Here is a 19,830-nt window from a genome sequence, read left to right on the forward strand (position 1 = left end):
AGGAATCAGTGCGGCGCTTCGGCGGCGTGGTTGAGCGAGTACTTCGGAATCTCGATGGCCAGGTCTTCTTCACCGACCTTCACCTGGCACGCCAGGCGCGACTGCGCTTCCAGGCCCCAGGCCTTGTCCAGCATGTCTTCTTCGAGCTCGTCCGCTTCCTCGACCGAATCGAAGCCCTTGCGCACGATGCAATGGCAGGTGGTGCAGGCGCACACGCCGCCACAGGCGCTTTCGATCTCGATGTGATGGTCATGAGCCAGTTCGAGAATGGAAGTCCCCGGTGCTGCCTCGACGGTCAGGCCGTCCGGACAGAACTTCTCATGGGGCAGAAATGTTACCTGCGGCATCAGTTATCCTCGATCTCATTCAGGTTGCGCCCGGCCAGTGCGGCTTTTACCGTCGAATCAAGGCGCCGGGCGGCAAAGGCATCGGTCACCTGCGACAGACGCTTGGTCTGCTGCTCGATGGCCGCGCCATCGGTGCCGGTCATCAAATCACGCAATTCTTGCATCTGGTATTCGATCGCCAGGCGCTCGTCGGCGTCCAGCAGGCGCTCGCCATCGGCGTCCAGGGCGCCCTGCACCGCTTCGAGCAGGCGCTCGGCGTCGACCTGGTGCTCGCGCAACTGGCGCGCGGCCTTGTCGTTGCCGGCATGTTCGAAGGAGTCCTTGAGCATGCGGGCGATCTCGCCGTCGGTCAGGCCGTAGGACGGCTTGACCTGGATGCTCGCCTCCACGCCCGAACCCAGCTCCCGCGCCGAGACGCTGAGCAGGCCGTCGGCGTCGACCTGGAAGGTCACGCGGATCTTCGCCGCGCCAGCGACCATGGCCGGGATGCCGCGCAGCTCGAAGCGCGCCAGGGAACGGCAGTCGCTGATCAGCTCGCGCTCGCCCTGGAGCACGTGGATCATCATCGCGCTCTGGCCGTCTTTATAGGTGGTGAACTCCTGGGCACGGGCAACCGGGATGGTGGTGTTGCGCGGAATCACCTTCTCCATCAGCCCGCCCATGGTTTCCAGGCCCAGGGACAGCGGAATCACGTCGAGCAGCAGCAGTTCGCCGCCTTCACGGCGATTGCCGGCCAGGGTATCGGCCTGGATCGCGGCACCGATGGCAACCACCTGGTCCGGGTCGATATCGGTCAGCGGCTGGCGGCCGAACAGCTCGCCCACGGCGCTGCGCACCCGAGGCACGCGGGTCGAACCACCAACCATGACCACGGCACTAACTTCTTCCAGCTCGACGCCGCTGTCACGCACGGCGCGACGGCATGCCTTGAGGCTGCGGGCAATCATCGGCTCGATCAGGGCGTCGAAGGCGGCGCGGGTCAGCTCGGCCTGCCATTCGCCGTAGCTCACGCTGACGGACTCGGCGTCGGTCAGCGCTTCCTTGGCCGCGCAAGCGGTTTCCAGCAGGCGGCGCTGGGCGCTCGGATCGAGGTCGGACGACAACCCGGCGGACTGGATGATCCAGCCGGCGATTGCGTGGTCGAAATCGTCGCCGCCCAGGGCGGTATCGCCGCCGGTGGCCAGTACTTCGAAGACGCCGCCGGTCAGGCGCAGTATGGAAATATCGAAGGTGCCGCCACCCAGGTCATAGATGGCCACCACGCCTTCGGCATTCTGGTCCAGGCCGTAGGCCACGGCTGCCGCAGTCGGCTCGTTGAGCAGGCGCAGGACATTCAGGCCGGCGAGACGCGCAGCGTCCTTGGTGGCCTGGCGCTGGGCATCGTCGAAGTAGGCCGGGACGGTGATCACCGCACCCACCAGCTCGCCACCGAGGCTGTCCTCGGCACGCTGGCGCAGCACCTTGAGGATGTCCGCCGAGACTTCCACCGGGCTTTTCGGGCCCTGCACGGTATCGATGAACGGCATGTGCGACTCGCCGCCGACGAAACGGTACGGCAGTTGCTCGCCCAGTTGCTTGACGTCTGCCAGGCCGCGACCCATCAGGCGCTTGACCGAGAGGATGGTGTTCAGCGGATCGGCCGATGCGGCCTCGCGGGCGGCATGGCCGACATCCATGTGGTCGGCGTGGTAGCGCACCGCGGACGGCAGGATGACCCGGCCCTCGGCGTCGGGCAACGGAGCGGAAAGACCACTGCGCAGGGCAGCGACCAGCGAATTGGTGGTGCCAAGGTCAATACCCACGGCCAGACGGCGCTGGTGGGGTTGCGGGCTCTGACCGGGTTCGGCGATCTGCAGTAGGGCCATGCTTATCTGAATACCAAAGGTGCTGCCAGCGGCAGCACCGGGTTAATCGTCGAGGCGCTCTTCCAGCTGGCGCACTTCGTAGGCGAGCTTGTCGAGGAACTGCATGCGGCGCATCAGGCGCTCGGCCTGTTCACGCTGCGCGGCATCGTTCCAGCAGGCGGCGAACTCCTCGTTGAGGGCTTCCTGGGCGACTTTCAGGCGGCGCTTGAAGGCGGCCACGCCATCGAGGTCGGCACTGTCCTGCAGGTCTTCAAGCTCTTCGCGCCATTGCATCTGCTGGAAGAGAAACTCGGGATCGTGGACGGTGACTTCCTGCGGCACTTCGTGGCCGCTGATCGCCAACAGGTAACGCGCCCGACGGGGCGCGCTCTTGAGGGTCTGGTAGGCCTCGTTGAGACCGGCGGAACGCTCCAGCGCCAGGCGCTGCTCGCGCTCGCTGGCGTCGGCGAAGCGGTCCGGGTGCACGGCGCGGGCCAGTTCGCGGTAGCGAGCGGCCAGCTGGTCCAGGTCCAGACGGAAGTCCGGCTGCAGGTCAAACAGGGCGAAATGACAAGGAGTACCCACGCGCAGCCTCAGACGTTGAAGCTTTCGCCGCAGCCACACTCACCGCGCACGTTGGGGTTGTTGAACTTGAAGCCCTCGTTCAACCCTTCCTTGACGAAGTCCAGTTCGGTGCCGTCGAGGTAGACCAGGCTTTTCGGGTCGATGATGACCTTCATGCCATGGCTCTCGAAGACCTGGTCTTCGTCGTTCGGCTCGTCGACGAATTCCAGCACGTAGGCCAGACCGGAGCAGCCGGTAGTACGGACGCCCAGGCGAATGCCGTCACCTTTGCCGCGTCCTTCGAGGGAGCGCCGCACATGGTTGGCGGCGGCTTCTGTCATGCTGATAGCCATCGGGACTCCTTGACCTGCGACAGGCGGGTTAGATCAAACCTTTCTTCTGCTTGTAATCGCGAACGGCCGCCTTGATGGCGTCTTCGGCGAGTACCGAGCAGTGGATCTTCACCGGCGGCAGGGCCAGTTCTTCGGCCAGCTGGGTGTTCTTGATGGTTTCGGCTTCGTCCAGGGTCTTGCCCTTCATCCACTCGGTGGCGAGGGAGCTGGAGGCGATGGCCGAACCGCAGCCGTAGGTCTTGAACTTGGCGTCTTCGATGACGCCCTGCTCGTTGACCTTGATCTGCAGACGCATCACGTCGCCGCACGCTGGAGCGCCGACCATGCCGGTACCGACATCCGGGTCCTCGGCATTCATCTTGCCGACGTTGCGTGGGTTTTCGTAGTGGTCGATGACCTTTTCACTGTATGCCATGGTGCAATTCCTTCCTCATCAGGGAGCCGCTCTTGCCGGCGACTACTTAGTGCGCAGCCCACTCGATCTTGGAGATGTCGACGCCGTCTTTGTACATGTCCCACAGCGGCGAGAGTTCACGCAGCTTGGTAACGGCCTCGCAAACCTTCTGCGCGGCGTAGTCGATTTCTTCTTCGGTGGTGAAACGGCCGAAGGTGAAGCGGATCGAGCTATGCGCCAGCTCGTCGTTGCGGCCCAGGGCACGCAGGACGTAGGACGGCTCGAGGGATGCCGAAGTACAGGCGGAACCGGACGAAACGGCCAGGTCCTTGAGCGCCATGATCAGCGACTCGCCTTCGACGTAGTTGAAGCTCAGGTTCAGGTTGTGCGGGATACGCGCGGTCAGGCTGCCGTTGACGTACAGCTCTTCCAGGCCCTGGACCTGCTTGAAGAAGCGGTCGCTCAGCGCCTTGATGCGCACGTTCTCGCTGGCCATCAGTTCTTTCGCCACGGCGAAGGCTTCGCCCATGCCGACGATCTGGTGGGTGGCCAGGGTGCCGGAACGCATGCCGCGCTCGTGACCGCCACCGTGCATGGCCGCTTCCAGGCGCACGCGAGGCTTGCGGCTGACGTACAGCGCGCCGATGCCTTTCGGACCGTAGGTCTTGTGGGCGGAGAAGGACATCAGGTCGACTTTCAGCTTCTGCAGGTCGATCTCGACCTTGCCGGTGGACTGCGCGGCGTCGACATGGAACAGCACGCCGCGGGAGCGGGTCAGTTCGCCGATGGCAGCGATGTCGTTGATGGTGCCGATCTCGTTGTTCACGTGCATGACCGAGACCAGGATGGTGTCTTCACGCAGTGCGGATTCAACCAGCGCCGGAGTGATCAGGCCGTCTTCGCCCGGCTCCAGGTAGGTGACCTCGAAACCTTCGCGCTCCAGCTGGCGGGTGCTGTCCAGGACCGCCTTGTGCTCGATCTTGGAGGTGATGATGTGCTTGCCCTTGGAGCCGTAGAAGTGCGCAACGCCCTTCAGCGCCAGGTTGTCGGATTCGGTGGCGCCGCTGGTCCAGACGATTTCGCGTGGATCGGCGTTGACCAGGTCGGCGACCTGGCGGCGGGCGTTCTCGACCGCTTCCTCGGCTTTCCAGCCGAAGACGTGGGAGCGCGACGCCGGGTTACCGAAGTTCCCGTCGACCAGCAGGCATTCGCTCATCTTCTGGGCGACGCGTGGGTCGACCGGAGTGGTCGCGGAATAATCGAGGTAGATCGGCAACTTCATTGAATATCTCCTATCAGGCAGGCGCGTCGCTCGTCGGTACGGTTATTCGACGGCGGACGTTTCAATCTTGTCCAGATGCGGGGCTCGGCCGGCGATGCGGCGCAGGTCCTGGCGCTGGGCGACTTCCTGGACCTCACGGCGGGTCACGAGGTCGGCCAGGCTGATTCCGCTGAGGAATTCGTGGATCCGGGCGCTGAGGTCGCACCACAGGTGGTGGGTCAGGCAGGTATCGCCGGCATGGCAATCACCCAGGCCCTGGCAACGGGTGGCATCGACCGATTCATTGACCGCATCGATGACCTGGGCGACCTGGATGCTTTCCATGGTCCGCGACAGCTGGTAGCCGCCACCCGGACCGCGAACGCTGGATACCAGGTTGCTGCGGCGCAGCTTGGCGAACAGCTGTTCCAGGTAGGAAAGGGAGATGCCTTGGCGCTCGGAGATGTCGGCCAGGGAGACCGGCCCATTTTGCGCGTGCAGTGCCAGGTCGAGCATGGCAGTCACGGCGTATCGGCCTTTGGTAGTCAGTCGCATGGCTATTTGATACCACGGAGGTTACGGAATGTGTGCGAGTATGCGATTCCCGAGCGTTTAAGTCAACTATAAGACCTACTGCTTTAGTCGGGTTTGCGCCTGAACGGCGGCGCGGAATGATAGCAAAGTCGGGGCGTGAGCACACGCCCCAATGTGCCGGACGACTGTCAATGCGTCGCCGCGTCGCTTCGTACCTCGCCCTTGACGCAGGCGAAATCCTCGTCGTGCAAGGCCGGCAGCTCCTTGGCGCAGTAGTCGCTGCCCAGCTTGGTCAGGGCGCCGCACATGTCTTCGAGACGACCATCGACCGCCTGCAGGTGGTCGAGCAACTGACCGATGGCGCGCGCCACGGGGTCCGGCATGTCTTCGCTGACACCATAGGCATCGAAGCCGATCTTCTCGGCCATGGCCTTGCGCCGGGCTTCCTGCTCGCCATCGCTCTTGACGATGATGCGCCCGGGAATGCCCACCGCGGTGGCGCCGGCCGGCACCGCCTTGGTCACCACGGCATTGGAACCGATCTTGGCCCCGGCACCGACGGTGAACGGACCGAGCACCTTGGCCCCGGCGCCAACCACCACGCCGTCTTCCAGGGTCGGGTGGCGCTTGCCCTTGTTCCAGCTGGTGCCGCCCAGGGTCACGCCCTGGTAGAGGGTCACGTCATCGCCAATCTCGGCAGTCTCGCCGATGACGATGCCCATGCCGTGGTCGATGAAGAAGCGCCGGCCGACCTTCGCCCCCGGGTGAATCTCGATGCCGGTCAGCCAGCGTCCGAAGTTGGACACCAGGCGAGCCAGCCATTTCCAGTCCTTCTTCCACAGGCAGTGCGCCGCGCGATGCAGCCAGATCGCGTGCATCCCCGGGTAGCAGGTCAGCACCTCGAAGGCATTGCGCGCCGCCGGGTCACGGTGGAAAACGCTTTGGATATCTTCACGCAGACGCTCGAACATCTATTGATCCTTCCGCTTGTGCGCATCGCCCCGGGCCGCTTTCTGGGTTTCGGTGAGGATGCCGCGCAAAATACTCATTTCCGAACGATTCACCGCGCTGCGCCCGAACAGGCGCCGCAGCCGCGGCATCAGGTGCTTGGGTTTGGCCGGATCGAGGAAACCGATCTGCACCAGGGTGCTTTCCAGGTGGCCGTAGAACCGCTCCATTTCATCCATGGTGGCCAATTCCTCGACCGTTTCTTCCTTGTCCGCGGTGGCGGCCGCCGGCGTTTCCGCCAGCCAGGCCATGCGCACTTCGTAACTCAGCACCTGCACCGCCGCCGCCAGGTTCAGCGAGCTGAAGTCCGGGTTGGAGGGGATATGCACGTGGTAGTGACATCGCTGCAGCTCGTCGTTGGTCAGGCCGGCGTGCTCACGACCAAAGACCAGGGCGACCTGCTCGCCTTGCGCCGCGCGCTTGACCGCCTCGGCACCGCATTCGCGCGGATCGAGCATCGGCCAGGGCAGGCTGCGGCTGCGCGCGCTGGTGCCGACCACTAGCGTGCAGCCGACCAGCGCGTCCTCAAGGGTGGCGACCACTTGCGCGCCGGCCAGCACATCGTCGGCGCCGGAGGCGCGGGCACTGGCTTCAGGGGAAGGGAAATCCGCCGGATCCACCAGCACGAGGCGCGACAGTCCCATGTTCTTCATGGCACGCGCAGCCCCGCCGATGTTGCCGGGATGACTGGTACAGACCAGGACAACACGAATATTTTCCAGCACGTCGGGCGCTCACAGGCATCAAGTCAGGGGGGAGCAAATCTTACAGAAGCGACCGGCGTAACGCCACGTAAGCAAATGTTGCCCCACCCGGCCGGAACTTTTCTGATAGACTGTGCGGCTTTCATTTCTTTAAAACTCAGGTGAAACGTCCATGCAGCCCATGCTGAATATCGCGCTGCGCGCCGCCCGCAGCGCCAGCGAACTGATTTTCCGCTCAATCGAACGCCTGGATAGCATCAAGGTTGATGAGAAGGACGCGAAGGACTACGTCTCCGAAGTCGATCGCGCCGCCGAGAAAGTCATCATCGATGCGCTGCGCAAGGCTTATCCGAACCACGCCATCCACGGTGAAGAGACCGGTCTGCACGCCGGCAGCGGCGAGGGCGAGGATTACCTGTGGATCATCGATCCGCTGGACGGCACCACCAACTTCCTGCGTGGCGTTCCGCACTTCGCGGTGAGCATCGCCTGCAAATACCGTGGCCGCCTGGAACACGCCGTGATCGTCGATCCGGTGCGCCAGGAAGAGTTCACCGCCAGCCGTGGCCGTGGCGCCCAGCTCAATGGTCGTCGCCTGCGCGTCAGCTCGCGCACCAGCCTGGAAGGCGCCCTGCTGGGCACCGGCTTCCCGTTCCGCGACAGCCAGATGGAATACCTGGACAACTACCTGGGCATGTTCCGTGCACTGGTCGGCCAGACCGCCGGCATCCGCCGCGCCGGCGCCGCCAGCCTGGACCTGGCCTACGTGGCTGCCGGTCGTTTCGATGCCTTCTGGGAGTCGGGCCTGTCCGAGTGGGACATGGCTGCGGGCGCGCTGCTGATCCAGGAAGCAGGCGGCCTGGTGAGCGACTTCACCGGTGGTCATGACTTCCTTGAGAAAGGTCATGTGGTTGCCGGCAACATCAAGTGCTTCAAGGCCGTGCTGACGGCGATCCAGCCGCACCTGCCGCCTTCGGTAAAGCGCTGAGTTTCAGCTGAAAAACAAAAAAGCACCTTCGCGGTGCTTTTTTTGTGCCCATATTTTGATGCCGCAGCGAACCTTGTGGGAGCGGGTTTACCCGCGATTACGATGCCGGATTCATTACCGCCATCGCGGGTGAACCCGCTCCTACAAGGTCCGCGCCAGCCATCAAATCGGCTTACTGAGCAGGCTGCGCCTGCCCCAGGATCAGGTTGCCCTGCTTGTCCAGCGGGATCTGCGAGCCCGGATCACGGTCCATCCGCACCTGCCCCACCTTGTCACCAATCGAATACTTCACGTCGTACCCGACCACCTTCTCGCTCACGTCATTGACCGTGTTGCAGCGGGTCTGAGTGGTGGTGTAGGTGTCGCTGTTCTGCATGTGCTCCTGTACCTTGTTGCCGGCGTAACCGCCACCGACCGCACCGGCCACCGTGGCAATCTTCTTGCCGGTACCGCCGCCGATCTGGTTGCCCAGCAGGCCACCGGCCAGCGCACCGACCACCGTACCGGCGATCTGGTGCTGGTCCTGCACCGGTTTCTGCCGGGTGACCGTGACGTCCTTGCAGACTTCCCGTGGCGTCTTGACGGTCGTCTTGACCGGTTGCACACCCACTACCTGGGCATACTCCGGGCCATTGTTGACCAGGCTGTAGGTCGCGACAGCACCTCCGGCAGTCACACCGACAGCACCCAGTACCGCACCCACGAGCATCGACTTGTTCACGTGAACCTCCTGATTTACCTGCGGGACTTACCCGCGCTTCTCCCAGCCTTGGAGCAAAAAAAAGGGCGCGAGTTCAACACTCGCGCCCTTCTCTTCCGCCAACGGCGTAGGAAAAAGCCTTATGGACGGTCGTCCACGCCTTCGGTTTTCGCCGGAGGAATCAGGTCTTCACTGCTCAGGTTCAGCCAGATCAGCACCACGTTGGCGATGTAGATCGACGAGTAGGTACCCGCCAGAACACCGATGAACAGTGCCAGGGAGAAGCCGTACAGGTTGTCGCCACCGAAGACCAGCAAGGCAGCGATGGCCAGCAAGGTCGATACCGAGGTCGCCACGGTACGCAGCAGGGTCTGGGTGGTCGAGATGTTGATGTTCTCGATCAGCGAAGCCTTGCGCAGCACCCGGAAGTTCTCGCGAACACGGTCGAACACGACGATGGTGTCGTTGAGCGAGTAACCGATAATCGCCAGTACCGCCGCCAGCACCGTCAGGTCGAAGGTGATCTGGAAGAACGACAGGATGCCCATGGTCACGACCACGTCGTGGATCAGGGAAACGATGGCACCCACGGCGAACTTCCACTGGAAGCGGAAGGCCAGGTAGATCAGGATCCCGCCCAGCGCCAGGAGCATGCCGAGGCCGCCCTGGTCACGCAGTTCCTCACCCACCTGCGGGCCGACGAACTCGACGCGCTTGACCGTGGCCGGGTTGTCGCCGCCCGCCGCCTTCAGCGCATCGGCCACCTTGTTGCCCAGTTGCGGGTCATCGCCCGGCATGCGCACCAGCAGGTCGGTGGTGGCGCCGAAGCTCTGCACCACCGCCTCGTGGAAGCCGGACTTGACCAGTTCTTCACGGACCTGGCCAAGATCGGCCGGGCGCTCGTAGGTCAGCTCGATGAGCGTACCGCCGGTGAAGTCCAGGCCGAAGTTCAGGCCCTTGTGGAACCAGCTGAACAGGGCCAGCACGGTAAGGAGCATGGTGATGGCGAACGCAACGTTGCGCACGCCCATGAAGTTGATCGTACGTAGCATGGCAGCCCCTTAAACCCACAGCTTCTTGATGTCACGGCCGCCGTAGATCGAGTTGACGATCGCACGGGTAACCAGAATGGCGGTGAACATCGAGGTGAAGATACCCAGCGACATGGTGACGGCGAAGCCTTTCACCGGGCCGGTGCCCATGGCGAAGAGGATGCCGCCGACCAGCAGGGTGGTCAGGTTGGCGTCGAGAATCGCCGTGTAGGCACGGTCGAAGCCTTCGTGGATGGCGCGTTGCGCCGACATGCCATTGGCCAGCTCCTCGCGGATCCGCGAGAAGATCAGCACGTTGGCGTCGACCGCCATGCCCATGGTCAGCACGATACCGGCGATGCCTGGCAGGGTCAGGGTCGCGCCCAGCAACGACATCAGCGCCAGCAGCAGGACCATGTTGCCCGCCAGGGCGACAGTGGCGATCAGGCCGAAGAAGCGGTAGATGGCGATGATGAACAGCGAGACGAACAGCATGCCCCACAGGGACGCGTCGATACCCTTGGTGATGTTGTCGGCACCCAGGCTCGGGCCAATGGTGCGCTCTTCAGCGAAGTACATCGGCGCGGCCAGGCCACCGGCACGCAGCAGCAGGGCCAGCTCGGAAGACTCGCCCTGGCCGTTCAGGCCGGTGATGCGGAACTGGCTGCCCAGCGGCGACTGGATGGTCGCCAGGCTGATGATCTTCTTCTCTTCCTGGAAGGTCTGGACTGCCACGTCTTTCTCGACGCCGTCCACGACTTTCTTCTCGTAGCGGGTGATCGGACGCTGCTCGATGAAGATCACCGCCATGCTGCGACCGACGTTGCTGCGGGTCGCGCGGCTCATCAGCTCGCCGCCGTGGCCATCGAGACGGATGTTCACCTGCGGACGGCCGTGCTCGTCGTAGCTGGCCTGGGCGTCGGTAACCTGGTCACCGGTGATGATCAGGCCACGCTCGACCAGCGCCGAACGACCGCCCTCACGGAACTCGAATTGCTCGGTAGTGGCTTTCGACGCACCAGGCTCGGCGCCCAGGCGGAATTCCAGGTTGGCGGTCTTGCCGAGGATACGCTTGGCTTCGGCGGTGTCCTGCACGCCCGGCAGCTCGACCACGATGCGGTTGGCACCCTGGCGCTGTACCAGCGGTTCGGCGACGCCCAGCTCGTTGACGCGGTTACGTACCGTGGTCAGGTTCTGCTTGATGGCGTATTCACGGATTTCCGTGATCTTCGCCGGGGCGATGGCCAGACGCAGCACCGACAACTCGTTACGCTCGGTGGTGGTCAGCTCGAAATCGTTGAAATTCTTGCGGATCAGGCTGCGGGCCTGCTCGCGGGTCGCGTCGTCGGAGAAGCCCAGCTGGATGCCACCATCCTGCTGCGGCAGGCTGCGGTAGCGGACTTTTTCCTTGCGCAGGAGGCTCTTCACTTCGCCTTCGTAGACTTTCAGGCGCGCGCTCATGGCCTTGTCCATGTCCACTTCGAGGAGGAAGTGCACGCCACCGGACAGGTCCAGGCCCAGCTTCATCGGGTGTGCCCCGAGGTTGCGCAGCCATTGCGGAGTGGTCGGGGCCAGGTTCAGCGCCACCACGTAGTCATCGCCCAGTGCCTTGCGCACGACGTCCTTGGCCGGAAGCTGGTCTTCCTGCTTGGTCAGGCGCAGCAGCGCACCCTTGCCGTTGACGCCCAGGCTGGCGCCCTTGACTGCAATCCCTGCATCGGTCAACGCCTTGCTGGCGCGATCCAGATCGGCCTGGCTGACCTGCAGCGCGGTGCTCGCGCCGCTGACCTGCACCGCCGGGTCGTCAGGATAGAGGTTGGGAGCGGAATAAATAAAACCGATCACCAGTACGACCAGGATCAGTGCGTATTTCCATAGAGGAGTTTTGTTCAGCATCACGCCGCCCGTTCAAGACGCGGGGCGCCTTGCGCGCCCCGTCGATTGGTGAAAAACGTAACTCAGATCGCTTTCAGCGTGCCCTTCGGCAGGGTGGCCGCGATGGCGCCCTTCTGGAACTTCAGTTCGACCGAGTCGGACACTTCCAGGACCACGAAGTCATCGCTGACCTTGACGATCTTGCCGGCGATGCCGCCGTTGGTAACCACTTCGTCACCCTTTTGCAGGGCGCTCAGCAGGTTTTTCTGCTCTTTGGCACGTTTGGCCTGTGGGCGCCAGATCATCAGGTAGAAGATGACCAGGAAACCGACCAGGAAGATCCATTCGAAACCGGTACCGGCCGGGCCGGCAGCAGCGGCAGGGGCTGCGGCGTCCGCGTAAGCGGCAGGGATCAGAAAGCTCATTTAGCACTCCAGTTTGCAGAAGTTGTATTTGTCGGATGACAGAACATCAATCCAAAGGCGGTACGGGAAGTCCGCGTTTGGCGTAAAAGGCGTCGACAAAGGCGGCCAATGTACCCTGTTGAATAGCCTCGCGCAAACCAGCCATCAGGCGCTGGTAATGACGCAAGTTGTGGATCGTATTCAACATGGCGCCGAGCATTTCCCCGCATTTATCCAGGTGGTGCAGATAGGCACGGGAGAAGTTCTGGCAGGTGTAGCAGTCGCAGGTCGGATCCAGGGGCGAATCATCGTGACGATGGAACGCGTTGCGGATTTTTAGCACGCCGGTATCGATAAACAGATGACCGTTTCTCGCGTTACGAGTCGGCATCACGCAATCGAACATGTCGACGCCGCGGCGCACACCCTCCACAAGATCCTCCGGCTTGCCAACACCCATAAGGTAACGAGGTTTGTCAGCCGGCATCTGGCCGGGCAGGTAGTCCAGCACCTTGATCATCTCGTGCTTGGGCTCACCCACCGACAGGCCGCCGATGGCCAGGCCGTCGAAGCCGATCTTGTCCAGGCCTTCCAGGGAGCGCATGCGCAGGTCCTGGTGCATGCCGCCCTGGACGATGCCGAACAGCGCCGCGGTGTTGTCGCCATGGGCGTTCTTCGAGCGCTGGGCCCAGCGCAGCGACAGCTCCATGGACACGCGCGCCACGTCCTCGTCGGCCGGGTACGGGGTGCATTCGTCGAAGATCATCACCACGTCGGAGCCCAGGTCACGCTGGACCTGCATCGACTCTTCCGGGCCCATGAACACTTTCGAGCCGTCCACCGGGGAGGCGAAGGTCACGCCTTCTTCCTTGATCTTGCGCATGGCGCCGAGGCTGAACACCTGGAAACCGCCGGAATCGGTGAGGATCGGGCCTTTCCACTGCATGAAGTCGTGCAGGTCGCCGTGGGCCTTGATCACCTCGGTGCCCGGGCGCAGCCACAGGTGGAAGGTGTTGCCGAGGATCATCTCGGCGCCGATGGCCTCGATGTCCCGTGGCAGCATGCCCTTGACCGTGCCATAGGTGCCCACCGGCATGAAGGCCGGGGTTTCCACGGTGCCACGGGGGAAGGTCAGGCGGCCGCGACGGGCCTTGCCGTCGGTGGCCAGCAACTCGAAGGACATACGACAGGTGCGACTCATGCTTGATCCTCGGGGCCGCGCGGCGCCGGATTGCGGGTGATGAACATGGCATCACCGTAACTGAAGAAGCGGTACTCGTTGCTCACGGCGGCGGCGTAGGCGGCCATGGTTTCCGGGTAACCGGCGAAGGCCGAAACCAGCATCAGCAGCGTGGACTCGGGCAGGTGGAAGTTGGTGACCAGGGCATCGACCACATGGAACGGCCGGCCCGGGAAGATGAAGATGTCGGTGTCGCCGCTGAACGGCTTGAGCACGCCATCCCGCGCCGCGCTCTCCAGCGAGCGCACGCTGGTGGTGCCCACCGCGACCACGCGACCACCGCGGGCCCGACAGGCCGCCACGGCATCCACCACATCCTGGCCGACTTCCAGCCACTCTTTATGCATGTGGTGGTCTTCGATGCGCTCGACGCGCACCGGCTGGAAGGTACCGGCGCCGACGTGCAAGGTGACGAACGCCGTATCGACGCCCTTCTCGGCGATCTTCGCCAGCAGTTCCTCATCGAAGTGCAGACCGGCGGTGGGCGCCGCCACGGCGCCGGCGCGTTCGGCGTAGACCGTCTGGTAGCGCTCGCGGTCGGCGCCCTCGTCGGGGCGGTCTATATAAGGAGGCAGCGGCATGTGGCCGACGCGGTCCAGCAGGGGCAGCACGTCCTCGGCGAAGCGCAGCTCGAACAGGGTGTCGTGACGCGCCACCATTTCCGCTTCGCCGCCGCCATCGATAAGGATCTGCGTGCCGGGCTTGGGCGCCTTGCTGGCGCGCACGTGGGCGAGCACGCGATGGCTATCCAGCACGCGCTCGACGAGGATTTCCAGCTTGCCGCCGGAAGCCTTCTGGCCGAACAGGCGGGCCGGGATGACCCGGGTGTTGTTGAACACCATCAGGTCGCCGGGGCGCAGGTATTCCAGCAGATCGCCGAAATGCCGGTGCGCCAGGGCGCCGCTCGGGCCATCGAGGACCAGCAGCCGGCTCGCCCGGCGTTCAGCCAGGGGATGGCGGGCGATCAGGGAATCGGGGAGTTCGAAGGAAAAATCGGCGACGCGCATGGCAATGGGTACGGGTTCGACAGGGCCGGGAAGTTTAGCCGAAAGCGGAAAAATTGACCATGAAAGCTGATTGACCAACGGTAGGGGGCTCTTTATACTCCGCCGCCACATGCCCTGATGGCGGAATTGGTAGACGCGGCGGATTCAAAATCCGTTTTCGAAAGGAGTGGGAGTTCGAGTCTCCCTCGGGGCACCATCACATAGTTCCAAGCGGTCCCTACCAGACCCGGAACACCAGGAAAACCGGCCACTGAGCCGGTTTTTTTGTGCCCATCGTTCCCAGTGGTTCCCTTGTAAGCCCTCAAGTATGTGAGTAGATTTGTGAGTAGGACGAGTTCGGTCCTGAATCCTACTCACACATCGACCGCAATCCTGCGCCGGTCGGCCACTGCGAGGAACGCCCGTGGCGCTCACAGACACCGCCATCCGCACCGCCAAACCCCGCGACAAGCTCTATCGCCTCGCTGACGCCCAGGGCCTTTGCCTTGAGGTGACAACCGCTGGCGGAAAGCTGTGGCGCCTTCGCTACCGATTCGAGGGCAAGGCCAAGATGCTGGGCCTGGGCACCTACCCCGCTGTCACCCTCGCCCAGGCACGCGAACGCCGGGATACCGCTCGCAAGTTGCTGGCGCAGGGAATTGACCCAAGCGCCCATAAACAGCAGGAGAAGGCAGCCGCCGCGACTCAGGCCCTGACGCTCGAATCGCTGGCGCGGGAGTGGTACGACTACAACCAGCCTCGATGGGCACCGGCCACCGCGTCGAAGGCCCTGCAGTACCTGGAGTCAGACATTTTCCCGGTAATTGGTAAGCGGCCCGCCGCCGAGGTCCAGCGCCCTGAACTGGTAGACCTGGTGCGCAAGATCGAGCAGCGCGAGGCGTTCAACGTCGCCCGCAAGGTTCGCCAGTGGCTGAGCCAGATATTCCGCTTCGGGCTGGCCAAGGGTGTGGTGCCCGGCAACCCCGCCACCGATCTGGACGTGGTAGCCGCGCACGCCCCGCGCACTCGCCACCACCCGCACGTATCAGAGGCCGAGCTTCCCACGCTGCTGGAGAAGCTGGAGACAGCCCAGTGCGACTTCACCAGCAAGATCGCCATTCGCCTGCTGCTACTGACAGCCGTGCGTCCCGGCGAGCTGCGGCTGGCGCCCTGGGAAGAGTTCGACCTGGAGTCAGCTACCTGGACGATCCCTGCGGCACGGATGAAAGCACGGCGCCCTCACATCGTCCCGCTCCCACGCCAGGCCGTTGTCCTGCTGCGTGCCCTGCACGAACTGACCGGCACCTATCCCCTCGCCTTCCCTGGGCGCAACGACCGGGCCAGACCAATGAGCGAGAACACGGTGAACAAGGCGCTTTCCTCAATGGGTTACGAGGGGCGCCAGACTGGCCACGGTTTCCGCCATCTGCTGAGCACCAGCCTGAACACCCGAGGCTACAACCGGGACTGGATCGAGCGGCAACTAGCCCATGGCGATCAAGACTCGATCCGCGACACGTACAACCATGCGCACTACCTGGAGCAGCGGCGGGAAATGATGCAGGCATGGGCTGACTCCATCGACGCGATGTGTGCCGGTGAAAACTCCAACATTCGAATCATGAGGGCTTGCTAATGCTTTGCGAATACTTCCGCTACATAGACCTAGAAGGGGTTTATGAGCAGCTTGCGGCATACTCAAGCCACGAAACCTATAGCCTATCCAACATCCAGGAACAGTTTGCCGAGACACTCTCAAGTGTCTTTGAGGATCTTTCTTATATCACCTGCGAAGACGATGCAGTCCGAGACAAACTCAAACCGATAGAACTGGCAGCATTAGTTGGAGACACAATAGAGGAAGACTTAGATCGACTTGCAGCGGCTGCCAACATCTCCATGCCCGGACCTAGATCATCCACTGGCACAGTAATCAGCAAGCTGACAACGCTTTCCATAACTTCTTCTTTTGGTGACTTTGATTACTGGCAGAAAACGAGCTTTTTAGCTTACCAGTATGACTTTCTCTGCTGGCTATATAGCAAAGGAAAGTTCGCAGAAGGCTTTGAGGTGTACGAAATGATCCTCAGAAATTTTGGTGAAATATCAGCAAAATATGCCTTGAATCTGTCATTTGCGAAACAGAATGAAATAGCCTCGAATATCGCACGTGAGCGCGCACAGAAGCGTCATGCCTCCACGAACAAGAAAAAGACCGAGTTGCTGGATGAGTGGGTCAGAACCGGAGCTGAGTACAAGAGCCGGGCTGACTTCTGCCGCATCGTATCTCGGCGAGAGGGGCTGAAAGAGCGAACAGCGCAAGAGTGGATTCAGGCTTACGAGCGAGAACGCAGATAAGCCGACTACGGTCTGCACTGCAAACCGTACATTATGCTCGGCAAACTGTACGGTTTGCGCCGCACACCGGACTGTCGGCAGCGCGTCTAACCCGCCAGCATTGCCATCGTCGATTACCGAAACCGCCCAAGGAGGCGCAGACGATGGCTAGCCCTACCAACACCAACCCACCCGCTCGCCGCTTCATCAAGCGCCAGGACGTTGAGTCGATCACCGGCCTGTCCTGCACCGAGATTTACCGCCGTATCGCTGCTGGCGCGTTCCCCAAGCAAGTCACCCTTGGCCCGAAGTCGGTCGTATGGATCGAGGCCGAGATTCATGCCTGGTGTGATGAGCAGATCGCAGCCAGCCGTGGGGAGGTGGCGTGATGACTCTCGCCGCTGCATTCATGCCCTTTCGCCCATTCGTGCCCTTTTTTTCCATTCGTGCCCTTGTTTCTTCCCCGGCACGAATGGGGCACCAATGGGCACGAATGAAGAAATCGGTTGCTTGCGATGAGCTTCGCGGCTATCGTTCGGCTGTCGCTGCAAATTCAGCGACCAGGCTTGGCGGCCTGAATTGTCCGAGGCGCTACAGCGCCCATCTTCGAATTGCAGGCGCTTTTTTTGTGCCCGCAATAACGTTTTATGGTGGGTTGCGTGGGAGCACCTCCGTGTGCGCCGGTTCCCTTGGACGCCGGTCCGCCAATCCTGCGCAACCCACCACCCAATTCTGCTTGGCGGCAGTTGGTGGTGGTTCCTACGTCCAAGGAGCTACACCGATGACCACCCTCATTCCGTCCAAAATCCGCGCCCTTGCTCACCGCAAGATGGCCCTCAGCGCCCTTCGCGCCAGCTCGTCCCTGTCCGTCCGCTTGAAGCGCTACAACCACCACATGGATCAAGCCCGCGCCCTTGAAGCACAAGGGGGTGTGCAATGATTGGCTCTGAACAGTCTGATGTACTCCGGCCCGCATTGTTAGCTGACTTCGAGGCTCATCATCAGAACCAAGCCCGCGAGGCGTTTAAGAAACTTGAGCGAATCATCACCACGATGATTATTCCTGGGCTGGGCCAGCAGCACCCTATATCTAAAGAGTTATATGCGCAGCTTGAAAACGTCAAACTCGGCTCGCAGAACTTCTGCTGGAAACATCGCCACTTGGGCTACAGCTACAGCGCAAACAGCGTAGGGTAATAATTATGAACCATAAAAACGGCGCACTTGCGCCGATGGGATCGGCTTGCCTGGATAAAGTACTTAACCGGTTAGACAAAGTTAAGTCCGCTGGCGCCGACAAGTGGAAATCCTGCTGCCCTGCACACGACGACAAACATCCGAGCCTGGCAATTAGCGAAACTTCCGAGGGCGTTGTCTTGCTCAAGTGCTGGGCCGGTTGCACAACTAAAGAGATTGTCTCGGCAATTGGCCTGGAGTTGCGGGATTTGTTCCCCGGCGACAAGCAACCACGGCGCGGGCCAAGTAAGGCTGCAATTGAACATGAGCGCATGGTGTTTCGGATCGGCCAATCACTCCAACAGCAAGGGAGTCTGGCAGGTGACGACCTGGTGCGCTTCAACCTCGCCAAGCAGCGCCTGGGGGTCAAATGACGACTGATCGATTTGCCGAAGAATGGACAGAACCACTCAGCGCGATCACCCGAGAGGCAGCGCCAGCAGTATGGAAAGTGAAGGTGGCCAGTGCTGCGTCGATAAAGCCCGTTGCCATCCGCTGGCTGTGGCCCGGCTGGCTGGCCAAGGGGAAGCTGCACATCCTCGCTGGCGCTGGCGGTACCGGAAAAACCACGCTGCTGATCGGCCTGATCGCCACCATCACCACGGGCGGGCGCTGGCCTGACGGCAGCCGTTGTAGCGAGCCAGGCAATGCACTGATCTGGTCGAGCGAGGATGACCCTGCCGATACGTTGATTCCCCGATTGACCGCTGCTGGCGCCGACATGAGCCGCGTCTACATCATCCAAGGCCGCACCAACGCCCAGGGTGATGCTGACCCCTTTGACCCGGCCAACGACATTGCCCTGTTGCGAGAGACGGCAAACGAGATTGGCGGCGTGTCGCTGCTGATGCTCGACCCAATCGTCAGCGCTGTGAAGGGCGACATGCACAAGGCCAACGACGTGCGCCGGGCGCTGCAGGGCGTGGTGGATTTTGCGGAGCAGAACCTATGCGCCATCGTGGGAATTTCTCACTTCGCCAAGGGCGGCGCTGGCTCATCACCGACCGATCGGGTGATCGGCTCACAGGCTTTCTCTGCGCTGGCGCGAACGGTGCTGGTGGCAGCCAAACAGGAAGACTCCGACCTGCGCGTGCTGGCGCGGGCAAAGTCGAACATCGGCACCGATGAGGGTGGTGTCTCCTACACCATCGAGACTTGCTCCATCGATGGCGACATCACGACGACCCGCGTTGCCTGGGGCGACCTGATCGAAGGGTCAGCCAGGGAGATTCTGGGCGACGTTGAGGGCGCCGATGAAGACACTCGCCCGGATGACGATGATCCGTCAGAAGCATTACGGCGAATCCTCAAAGACGGCCCGATGATCGGAAAGCAGGCAAAAAGCCTGATGACGGAGAACGGCTACAGCGCTAAGCAGACCCGCACCGCACGCGAAAAACTATCGGTTGTCACAGTGCGCGAGGGCTTCGGGAAGGAGATTAAAACCCTCTGGTCGCTACCCCGGGCCGAAGGTGCGTTTTCGGCATTTCCGCCATTCGTGCCCATTGGTGCCCCATTCGTGCCGGAGAAAGAACAAGGGCACGAATGGGAAAAAAGGGCACGAATGGATGAAACGGCACCAATGGAAGAACCGGAGGTGGGCGAGGACGAGGTGGCCATATGAGCACCGCCATCGACTACCTGGCGCAACATGGGCTGTCGGCTCGCAAGAAGGGAAACCGGGTAGTCGTATCGCCCAGGGCAATGGTCACGGATGACCTGCAGAAGTACATCCGGGCACACCGCCTTGAACTGCTGGCGGAGTTGGCGGCGAATGATGGACTTGAGCGACGGTGTGGGTGGACAGTGGTTATCCCTGGCAGGAAGCCATTCACGATGATCTCCGAGCCAATCACCCACGCCGAGGCTCTGGACGATGTTCGCGCTCGCTGGCCCGATGCAATGGTTCAATGACCAGTGCACCATAAATAGCAAATAACTATCAGAATAATTGAACTGATAGTCTCTATGTGTTAGATAGAGGCTATCAACTATCAATTCCTGATAGTTTTTGCCATTTATGG

24 protein-coding genes and 1 tRNA gene are annotated in these 19,830 nt (G+C 62.2%); 10 read left to right on the top strand and 15 right to left on the bottom strand.

Features of this window, described 5'->3' with window-relative positions:
* Nucleotides 1–5: 5 nt before the first annotated feature.
* The 9 genes from fdx to trmJ all read right to left on the bottom strand — a co-directional run bounded on the left by fdx (nt 6) and on the right by trmJ (nt 7,030).
* Nucleotides 6–347 carry an ISC system 2Fe-2S type ferredoxin gene (gene fdx / locus V0R59_RS14420; RefSeq protein ID WP_330074929.1) on the bottom strand — a complete coding sequence of 114 codons (342 nt, stop codon included), beginning with the start codon at nt 345–347 and terminating at the stop codon, nt 6–8.
* Nucleotides 347–2,212: a Fe-S protein assembly chaperone HscA gene (gene hscA / locus V0R59_RS14425; protein ID WP_330074930.1), complete on the bottom strand. Its 1,866-nt coding sequence runs from the start codon at nt 2,210–2,212 to the stop codon at nt 347–349. The genes fdx and hscA overlap by 1 nt, the downstream gene beginning before the upstream one ends.
* 42 nt (nt 2,213–2,254) lie before the next feature.
* The gene (gene hscB / locus V0R59_RS14430; protein WP_330074931.1) at nt 2,255–2,776 is read right to left on the bottom strand and encodes a co-chaperone HscB; all 522 of its coding nucleotides are present in this window, start codon (nt 2,774–2,776) and stop codon (nt 2,255–2,257) included.
* An 8-nt stretch (nt 2,777–2,784) separates the two neighbouring features.
* Nucleotides 2,785–3,108, bottom strand: a complete 324-nt coding sequence (gene iscA, locus V0R59_RS14435; RefSeq protein WP_316919268.1) for an iron-sulfur cluster assembly protein IscA — start codon at nt 3,106–3,108, stop codon at nt 2,785–2,787.
* A 28-nt stretch (nt 3,109–3,136) separates the two neighbouring features.
* Complete coding sequence (gene iscU / locus V0R59_RS14440; protein WP_003248539.1) at nt 3,137–3,523, bottom strand: Fe-S cluster assembly scaffold IscU; 387 nt, start codon at nt 3,521–3,523, stop codon at nt 3,137–3,139.
* A gap of 46 nt (nt 3,524–3,569) precedes the next feature.
* The gene (locus V0R59_RS14445; RefSeq protein WP_330074932.1) at nt 3,570–4,784 is read right to left on the bottom strand and encodes an IscS subfamily cysteine desulfurase; all 1,215 of its coding nucleotides are present in this window, start codon (nt 4,782–4,784) and stop codon (nt 3,570–3,572) included.
* Between the two features lie 42 nt (nt 4,785–4,826).
* Nucleotides 4,827–5,318 (bottom strand): Fe-S cluster assembly transcriptional regulator IscR, encoded by a 492-nt coding sequence (iscR, locus tag V0R59_RS14450; protein WP_316919270.1) that lies wholly within the window; start codon nt 5,316–5,318, stop codon nt 4,827–4,829.
* A 167-nt stretch (nt 5,319–5,485) separates the two neighbouring features.
* Entirely contained in the window at nt 5,486–6,268 is a 783-nt protein-coding gene (cysE, locus tag V0R59_RS14455) for a serine O-acetyltransferase (protein ID WP_330074933.1), read from the bottom strand.
* Nucleotides 6,269–7,030: a tRNA (cytosine(32)/uridine(32)-2'-O)-methyltransferase TrmJ gene (gene trmJ, locus V0R59_RS14460; protein ID WP_330074934.1), complete on the bottom strand. Its 762-nt coding sequence runs from the start codon at nt 7,028–7,030 to the stop codon at nt 6,269–6,271.
* Between the two features lie 151 nt (nt 7,031–7,181).
* Between trmJ and suhB the strand changes: the two genes are divergently transcribed.
* Complete coding sequence (gene suhB, locus V0R59_RS14465; RefSeq protein WP_330074935.1) at nt 7,182–7,997, top strand: type III secretion system regulator SuhB; 816 nt, start codon at nt 7,182–7,184, stop codon at nt 7,995–7,997.
* A 172-nt stretch (nt 7,998–8,169) separates the two neighbouring features.
* On the opposite strand, the gene V0R59_RS14470 is transcribed toward suhB, so the two are convergent.
* The 6 genes from V0R59_RS14470 to queA form a co-directional block, all read right to left on the bottom strand.
* Nucleotides 8,170–8,718 carry a glycine zipper 2TM domain-containing protein gene (locus tag V0R59_RS14470; protein WP_330074936.1) on the bottom strand — a complete coding sequence of 183 codons (549 nt, stop codon included), beginning with the start codon at nt 8,716–8,718 and terminating at the stop codon, nt 8,170–8,172.
* Nucleotides 8,719–8,837: 119 nt separating this feature from the next.
* Nucleotides 8,838–9,749 carry a protein translocase subunit SecF gene (gene secF / locus V0R59_RS14475; protein ID WP_316919274.1) on the bottom strand — a complete coding sequence of 304 codons (912 nt, stop codon included), beginning with the start codon at nt 9,747–9,749 and terminating at the stop codon, nt 8,838–8,840.
* Between the two features lie 9 nt (nt 9,750–9,758).
* A complete protein-coding gene (gene secD / locus V0R59_RS14480) occupies nt 9,759–11,624 on the bottom strand; it encodes a protein translocase subunit SecD (RefSeq protein ID WP_330074937.1) in 1,866 nt (621 codons plus the stop codon).
* Nucleotides 11,625–11,686: 62 nt separating this feature from the next.
* Entirely contained in the window at nt 11,687–12,028 is a 342-nt protein-coding gene (gene yajC / locus V0R59_RS14485) for a preprotein translocase subunit YajC (RefSeq protein WP_075806543.1), read from the bottom strand.
* Nucleotides 12,029–12,074: 46 nt separating this feature from the next.
* Nucleotides 12,075–13,190 (bottom strand): tRNA guanosine(34) transglycosylase Tgt, encoded by a 1,116-nt coding sequence (gene tgt, locus V0R59_RS14490; RefSeq protein ID WP_178392087.1) that lies wholly within the window; start codon nt 13,188–13,190, stop codon nt 12,075–12,077.
* Between the two features lie 14 nt (nt 13,191–13,204).
* Nucleotides 13,205–14,254, bottom strand: coding sequence for a tRNA preQ1(34) S-adenosylmethionine ribosyltransferase-isomerase QueA (gene queA, locus V0R59_RS14495; RefSeq protein ID WP_330074938.1), 1,050 nt, complete (start codon nt 14,252–14,254; stop codon nt 13,205–13,207).
* A 111-nt stretch (nt 14,255–14,365) separates the two neighbouring features.
* On the opposite strand from queA, the gene V0R59_RS14500 reads away from it, so the two are divergent.
* The 9 genes from V0R59_RS14500 (at nt 14,366) to V0R59_RS14540 (ending at nt 19,720) form a co-directional block, all read left to right on the top strand.
* Nucleotides 14,366–14,450 (top strand) — tRNA-Leu (locus V0R59_RS14500).
* Between the two features lie 207 nt (nt 14,451–14,657).
* Entirely contained in the window at nt 14,658–15,869 is a 1,212-nt protein-coding gene (locus V0R59_RS14505) for a tyrosine-type recombinase/integrase (RefSeq protein ID WP_054573166.1), read from the top strand.
* Nucleotides 15,869–16,591, top strand: a complete 723-nt coding sequence (locus V0R59_RS14510; RefSeq protein ID WP_330074939.1) for a hypothetical protein — start codon at nt 15,869–15,871, stop codon at nt 16,589–16,591. The genes V0R59_RS14505 and V0R59_RS14510 overlap by 1 nt, the downstream gene beginning before the upstream one ends.
* 143 nt (nt 16,592–16,734) lie before the next feature.
* Nucleotides 16,735–16,959, top strand: coding sequence for a helix-turn-helix transcriptional regulator (locus tag V0R59_RS14515; protein WP_330074940.1), 225 nt, complete (start codon nt 16,735–16,737; stop codon nt 16,957–16,959).
* 392 nt (nt 16,960–17,351) lie between these two features.
* Complete coding sequence (locus V0R59_RS14520; RefSeq protein ID WP_330074941.1) at nt 17,352–17,510, top strand: hypothetical protein; 159 nt, start codon at nt 17,352–17,354, stop codon at nt 17,508–17,510.
* Complete coding sequence (locus tag V0R59_RS14525; RefSeq protein ID WP_330074942.1) at nt 17,507–17,767, top strand: hypothetical protein; 261 nt, start codon at nt 17,507–17,509, stop codon at nt 17,765–17,767. The genes V0R59_RS14520 and V0R59_RS14525 overlap by 4 nt, the downstream gene beginning before the upstream one ends.
* A 5-nt stretch (nt 17,768–17,772) precedes the next feature.
* On the top strand, nt 17,773–18,180 hold the full coding sequence (locus tag V0R59_RS14530) for a virulence-associated protein E (RefSeq protein WP_330074943.1): 408 nt from the start codon (nt 17,773–17,775) through the stop codon (nt 18,178–18,180).
* Complete coding sequence (locus V0R59_RS14535; RefSeq protein ID WP_330074944.1) at nt 18,177–19,430, top strand: AAA family ATPase; 1,254 nt, start codon at nt 18,177–18,179, stop codon at nt 19,428–19,430. Before V0R59_RS14530 ends, V0R59_RS14535 begins: the two co-directional genes overlap by 4 nt.
* Nucleotides 19,427–19,720: a hypothetical protein gene (locus tag V0R59_RS14540; protein ID WP_330074945.1), complete on the top strand. Its 294-nt coding sequence runs from the start codon at nt 19,427–19,429 to the stop codon at nt 19,718–19,720. Before V0R59_RS14535 ends, V0R59_RS14540 begins: the two co-directional genes overlap by 4 nt.
* Nucleotides 19,721–19,830: the final 110 nt, after the last annotated feature.

Source organism: Pseudomonas ulcerans, assembly GCF_036324125.1.
In the GTDB taxonomy this organism is placed as follows: Bacteria; Pseudomonadota; Gammaproteobacteria; order Pseudomonadales; family Pseudomonadaceae; genus Aquipseudomonas; species Aquipseudomonas ulcerans.

Coding starts and splice junctions, on each gene's coding strand:
- fdx (WP_330074929.1), bottom strand. CDS start 347: ATGCCGCAGGTAACATTTCTGCCCCATGAGAAGTTCTGTCCGGACGGC.
- hscA (WP_330074930.1), bottom strand. CDS start 2,212: ATGGCCCTACTGCAGATCGCCGAACCCGGTCAGAGCCCGCAACCCCAC.
- iscA (WP_316919268.1), bottom strand. CDS start 3,108: ATGGCTATCAGCATGACAGAAGCCGCCGCCAACCATGTGCGGCGCTCC.
- iscU (WP_003248539.1), bottom strand. CDS start 3,523: ATGGCATACAGTGAAAAGGTCATCGACCACTACGAAAACCCACGCAAC.
- V0R59_RS14445 (WP_330074932.1), bottom strand. CDS start 4,784: ATGAAGTTGCCGATCTACCTCGATTATTCCGCGACCACTCCGGTCGAC.
- iscR (WP_316919270.1), bottom strand. CDS start 5,318: ATGCGACTGACTACCAAAGGCCGATACGCCGTGACTGCCATGCTCGAC.
- cysE (WP_330074933.1), bottom strand. CDS start 6,268: ATGTTCGAGCGTCTGCGTGAAGATATCCAAAGCGTTTTCCACCGTGAC.
- suhB (WP_330074935.1), top strand. CDS start 7,182: ATGCAGCCCATGCTGAATATCGCGCTGCGCGCCGCCCGCAGCGCCAGC.
- secF (WP_316919274.1), bottom strand. CDS start 9,749: ATGCTACGTACGATCAACTTCATGGGCGTGCGCAACGTTGCGTTCGCC.
- secD (WP_330074937.1), bottom strand. CDS start 11,624: ATGCTGAACAAAACTCCTCTATGGAAATACGCACTGATCCTGGTCGTA.
- yajC (WP_075806543.1), bottom strand. CDS start 12,028: ATGAGCTTTCTGATCCCTGCCGCTTACGCGGACGCCGCAGCCCCTGCC.
- tgt (WP_178392087.1), bottom strand. CDS start 13,190: ATGTCCTTCGAGTTGCTGGCCACCGACGGCAAGGCCCGTCGCGGCCGC.
- queA (WP_330074938.1), bottom strand. CDS start 14,254: ATGCGCGTCGCCGATTTTTCCTTCGAACTCCCCGATTCCCTGATCGCC.
- V0R59_RS14510 (WP_330074939.1), top strand. CDS start 15,869: ATGCTTTGCGAATACTTCCGCTACATAGACCTAGAAGGGGTTTATGAG.
- V0R59_RS14515 (WP_330074940.1), top strand. CDS start 16,735: ATGGCTAGCCCTACCAACACCAACCCACCCGCTCGCCGCTTCATCAAG.
- V0R59_RS14520 (WP_330074941.1), top strand. CDS start 17,352: ATGACCACCCTCATTCCGTCCAAAATCCGCGCCCTTGCTCACCGCAAG.
- V0R59_RS14525 (WP_330074942.1), top strand. CDS start 17,507: ATGATTGGCTCTGAACAGTCTGATGTACTCCGGCCCGCATTGTTAGCT.
- V0R59_RS14530 (WP_330074943.1), top strand. CDS start 17,773: ATGAACCATAAAAACGGCGCACTTGCGCCGATGGGATCGGCTTGCCTG.
- V0R59_RS14535 (WP_330074944.1), top strand. CDS start 18,177: ATGACGACTGATCGATTTGCCGAAGAATGGACAGAACCACTCAGCGCG.
- V0R59_RS14540 (WP_330074945.1), top strand. CDS start 19,427: ATGAGCACCGCCATCGACTACCTGGCGCAACATGGGCTGTCGGCTCGC.